3 protein-coding genes are annotated in these 4941 nt (G+C 69.0%); 1 reads left to right on the forward strand and 2 read right to left on the reverse strand.

Translation table 11 applies throughout. The features are described from left to right. Window positions 1-2264: glycoside hydrolase family 3 N-terminal domain-containing protein (locus LJE61_RS14780; protein ID WP_296918832.1), on the reverse strand; the 2264-nt coding region annotated here is incomplete at its 3' end. Window positions 2265-2349: 85 nt separating this feature from the next. Beyond that, entirely contained in the window at window positions 2350-3942 is a 1593-nt protein-coding gene (locus LJE61_RS14785) for a glycosyltransferase family 39 protein (RefSeq protein ID WP_296918834.1), read from the reverse strand. Window positions 3943-4241: 299 nt separating this feature from the next. Between LJE61_RS14785 and LJE61_RS14790 the strand changes: the two genes are divergently transcribed. Then, on the forward strand, window positions 4242-4658 hold the full coding sequence (locus tag LJE61_RS14790; protein ID WP_296913528.1) for a hypothetical protein: 417 nt from the start codon (window positions 4242-4244) through the stop codon (window positions 4656-4658). Window positions 4659-4941 lie beyond the last annotated feature (283 nt).

Below are 4941 nucleotides of genomic sequence, written 5' to 3' on the forward strand. Positions count from 1 at the left end.
GCAAAGCGAAACCGCCCGGGCTCGAAGACCCAGCGGTTGTCCAGGCCCACGAATGCGAGGTCGCCGCGGTCGAGATCGAGCCTGACGGTCGCCTCCTCGCCCGGCTCGAGGGCCACCTTGCGGAATGCCTTGAGCTCACGGTCCGGCCGGGAGACGCTGCCGTAGAGGTCTGTCACATAGAGGGCGACGGTCTCCAGCCCCGCCCTGGAGCCGGTGTTTCTGAGCCGCACCGAGACCTCAATGCGTCCGTCGACTGATTCCGCGCCGCTGTCGGCGCCCATCTCGTTGGACAGCTCCCGGACCCGGAGATCCGCGTAGGCAAAGCTGGTATAGCTGAGGCCATGGCCGAACGGGTGCTCGGGCGCGTAGTGATTGCCGTCGGTGGCCTCGAGCGGTTTGTGGTCATAGGGCACGAGTCCATTCGGCCCGCGGGGATAGGAGAACGGCAGCCGCCCGCTCGGGTTGACGTCGCCGAGCAGCACCTCGGCGATGGCGCGCCCGCCTTCCATGCCGGGGAGGTAGGCCATGAGGATGGCCGGGATGCGCTCGGCGATCCTGCGGATCACACGCGGACGCCCCTCGACCAGGACGAGGATGACGGGCTTGCCGGTCCCCGCGAGCGCCTCGATCAGGGCCTCGGCGAGGTCGAGCTGGGCGGCGTCGAGGGTCAGGTCGTCGAGGTTGCCGGCCGTCTCGACATAGGTCGGCTCGCCGAGACAGAGCACGACCGCGTCGACGTCGCGGGCGGCGGCGAGGGCCGCATCGACCCCCCGGCCGGGGCCGAGTGGGGTGTCGAATCCCGAACCTGGAACGTGCACGACACGCTCGGGGCCCAGGGCAGCGGCCAACGCGTCGCGGATCGTCGGTTTGTCCCCCGGGTAGAGATCCTCCCGGTCACCCTGCCAGGTAATGGTCCAGCCGCCGTTCAAGGCCGAGAGCCGGTCCGCGGTCGGCCCGGTGACGAGCAGGCGCCGGGTCTTGTCGAGCGGCAGCGCGCCGTTCTCGTTCTTCAGCAGCGTCATGGCCTCGCGGGCGGCCCGCAGGTTCAGCTCCGACGAGGCCGGCGCGGCAAAGCGGTGCGCAAGGCCCCGGTTTGCGTAGGGATTCTCGAAGAGCCCGAGCGCTTCCTTGACACCCAGGATACGCCTCACCGCATCCTCGATGCGCGCCTCGGGCACCTCGCCCGCGCGCACCAGCTCGGCGAGCAGATGCGGGAAGCTCAAGTCGTCGGGCACCATGCTCATGTCCACGCCGGCCATCACCGCGAGTCGCACCGCCTCCTTTGGTGTCTCGGCGACCCGGTCGCGGGTGTGCAGACGCTTGATGTCCTCCCAGTCCGAGACGACGAACCCCCGGAAGCCCCATGCGCCCTTGAGGACGTCTGTCAGCAGCCATCGGTTGACGTGGCCGGGGATCCCGTTGACCTCGCCCGAGTTGACCATGACGGTCAGGGCGCCAGCCCTGACACCGGCCTCGAAGCTCGGCAGGACGATTTGGCGCAGCATGCGCTCGTCGATCCAGGCCGGGGTGCGGTCCTTGCCGCTCAGCGGGAGACTGTAGCCGGCGAAGTGCTTCAGCGTGGCGGCGACCTGCTCGGGGCCGATGCCGCCGGCAGACGTCCCGGCGTCCGAGTATTGGAGGCCCCGGACCGTGCGCGAGACCATGGTCGATGCGAGGTGCACGTCCTCCCCGAAGGTCTCCCACAGGCGAGGCCAGGCGGGCTGACGGCCGATGTCGCAGACCGGGAAAAAGCTCCACGGGATGCCGGATGCGCGCGTCTCCAGGGCGCTGATGCGGGCAATGCGCTCGATCAGATCCGGGTTCCAGGTCGCGGCCAAGCCGATCGGCTGCGGGAACAGCGTCGCGCCGCGGCTGTAGTTGGCCCCATGGATCGCATCGATACCGTAGATGACGGGGATGCCGAGGCGGGTCTCCTTGGTGGCGATATCCTGGACCTGATCGATCACCGCGTGCCAATGCGCCAGCCTGAACGCCGACGGCGCAGCGTTGAGCAACGACCCCACATGATGGCGGACCAGCATCGTGCGCAGCCGTTCGAGGTCCAGGACATGGCCGCCGTCGGCCGCCGCCGCGTCGATGAGCGAGACGGACTCGATCGAGAGCTGGGTCATCTGCCCGACCTTCTCCTCCAGCGTCATCGACCGCAGGAGCTGCTCGACGCGGGGCGACGCGCGATCGCGCTGTCCGGCTTCGGATGGTGCATGCTCACCCAATGCGGGTCCACGTGTGGTGGTTTGGCTCATGTCAGGTACCGGAGTCACAAGAGAAAGACAGCGCGGGCAATGGGTCGGCCACCGGCGCGCCTGGGGCCGAGGCGATCTCGCACCCTCAGGGGCGCACGAGGAACCATTGCCATGTTCCGGCGATCGGCTCAGGCACGCGGTCCGGCCCGACAGCGGCCCTGAGCGCCTCATTCGGCAGCAGGAGGACAAGGCCGTTGAAACCCTCCGGCAGCACCAACCGCTCGCGGGATGCGCCATGGCCCCAGATCCGTACGCGGTCATCCAGATGATAGGCCAGGGAGACCAGCTCTCCCACCGCCACGCCACCGGGGCTCACGGCGACGAGGGGGCGGTCGAGGGCATTTACCGTGCGCGCCACCTCGATGTTGGCAGCGCTGAACTGCTTGCTCCACCAGGTCTCGGCCTGCTGGATGCGCCACTGGGACAGCACGCCGAGGACCATGACCAGCGCCAGCGCCACGGCCGCCGCGACACGCGCCGTACCGGCACTGCCGAACGCCGAGCCGATGCTCCAAGCGACCATCAGCTGCAAGGCGAGCACCGCCGGCAGGCCGTAGCGGACATGCAGCGATCGGCTTCCCCCAAGGACCAGGTCCGGACCGAGCACGATACCGAGATAGGCCGCGGCGGTGAGTGCGAGCAGCCACACCTGGGGACGCGGTGCGCGCGCGAGATAGAAGACCAGGGCGCCCGCGATCGGGATGAGCCAGAGCAGCGAGAGGGCGGGCGGGTCCGGATCCGGACTCCAGTCGATGAAGGCACGGGTGATGTGCCCGCCCCACGCGAGCAGGTTGCGTTGGGCGCCCACCGCCCGATCCATCCACTGCGTGTAGTTCAGCGCCTCACCGAAACCCGCGACCATCACGAGCACCCATGGTGAGAACAGAACCAGCGCCGCCGCGACGGCCGAGAGCCATGATCGGACAGGAAGGCACGACGGGCGGAGCCAGCTCCCGCCGGCGCGTGCAGCCCCGATCCAGGCATAGGCGGCATGCACCGGGAGCATGAGCGCGAAGAGCAGATGGCTGTAGAGACCCAGGGTGACCAGGGCCCCGTAGAGCCACCAGTCGCGAGAGCGGTTGCGATCCAAGCCACGCTGCAGCGCGGCGCTGGATGCCAGGACCAGGAGGGTCCACAGGGCGTACTGGCGCGCCTCCTGGGCGTAGAGCAGGTGCAGCGGCGAGACGGCGACGACCGCAGCCGCAACCCAAGAGGCCGGACCCCGTCCGAACAGCTCGCGCATCACCCAGAAAGCGGCAGCCGGCAGCAAGAGGCTGGACAAGGCAGAGGTCCCGCGCAGGGCGGTGACCGGATCGAGCGGGAGCATCGCCATCACCCGCCCGAGCAGATAATACAGTGGCGCGTGCTCCGGGTGCTCGGCGAGCGCGCGCAAGGTATCGGCCCAGCCCCTCGACGGGTCCGGCTGCTGGAACGCAAGGACCTCCGCCGGGGTCAGCAGCCGGCCGCTGAAGAGGATCTCCCAGGTGTCCCCGGGGTAGCCGAAGACTCGCAGCAGCGTAAACACCTCGTCATGCCACACGGGAAGATGATCGAGCCCGATCAGCCGCGAAGCGGTCACGCCGGCGAGGAGCACGAGTGTCGCGATCGCCCACAGCCGAGCGCGGCCATTGGTCAGGCCAGCGGACGAAGGCCGGGAGGGGTGGGTTATCTCGGACACGAATTCACGCAGCCATCGTCTGAGAAGGACAAGGGATGGGACCGGCCGCGGCAGTATAGCGATATCCGGGCGGCCCAGAGGCGGTGCCTTAAGACATCATGAGGCCTGCACCGCTCGATGGACCGCAGGTCGCGCATGGGAGTGTGGCCCCGCCGCCCGCCCCGAACGGGTGCGCCGGCGCCTCGAGCACCGACCCGAGGCAGCACGGCACGCTCTCTGCTTGACCGTCGGTGAACAGGTTCGATCATTCACACGAGCCAACGCCGGCGCCCCGCCCGATCCCAACCGAGGTAGACCCGATGCCCGCCCCGCGCCTGATCATGTATCACAAGCAGTCGACCAGCGCCCGCACGCGTTTCCTGAAGCTCGCCTACGGCGGTGTCTGCGGCTTTGCGGCCTTGCCGCCTCGCACCATCATCGCGGACTGCACTCACCGTCCGAGGGTCGTCGCACACCCGGCGACGGTGCTCCGCGGCGCCGAGGGCCATCTGGGTCTTCCGACCGGCAGCCTGGCGGTCGAGCCGGGGTTTCGCTGCGAGGTCGCCGTGGGCGAGGAGCGCGCCCAGATCTTCCTCGCGCGCTTCACGAGCGTCGATCCGCCCTTCGAGACAGCGCGGGCGCACGGCAGCAGCTTCATCGATCTGACTCAGGCACTGGGGCTGCCACCGGTCGAGCTCGACTTGCTGCGGCGCGCCTACGAAACCATCCTCGGTTGATCCGGGATCTCCAGATCGCGCCGCTCCACCCCGGGTCGACCTGTTTGCGCAAGCCCGAAGCCAGTGACGCGGCATCCGCCCGCTGAGTCTCGCCCGCAACATGGCGACCCGCGGCCCCCGTTGCATTGTCGCGTTTGCGCTCATCGACCGGCTGTTGTCGCAATGACGACACCTCGGCGGACCCAGTGAGGCTTCATCCTCCTACCGGCATGGCTGTTTTCGAGCCTCGAGGCCGGCTTCAGGGTCGTCGCGAGCGCGCGTGCGAAAGGCCCGGGACAACCGC

This window comes from Thiocapsa sp., assembly GCF_022340925.1.
Classification (GTDB): Bacteria; Pseudomonadota; Gammaproteobacteria; order Chromatiales; family Chromatiaceae; genus Thiocapsa.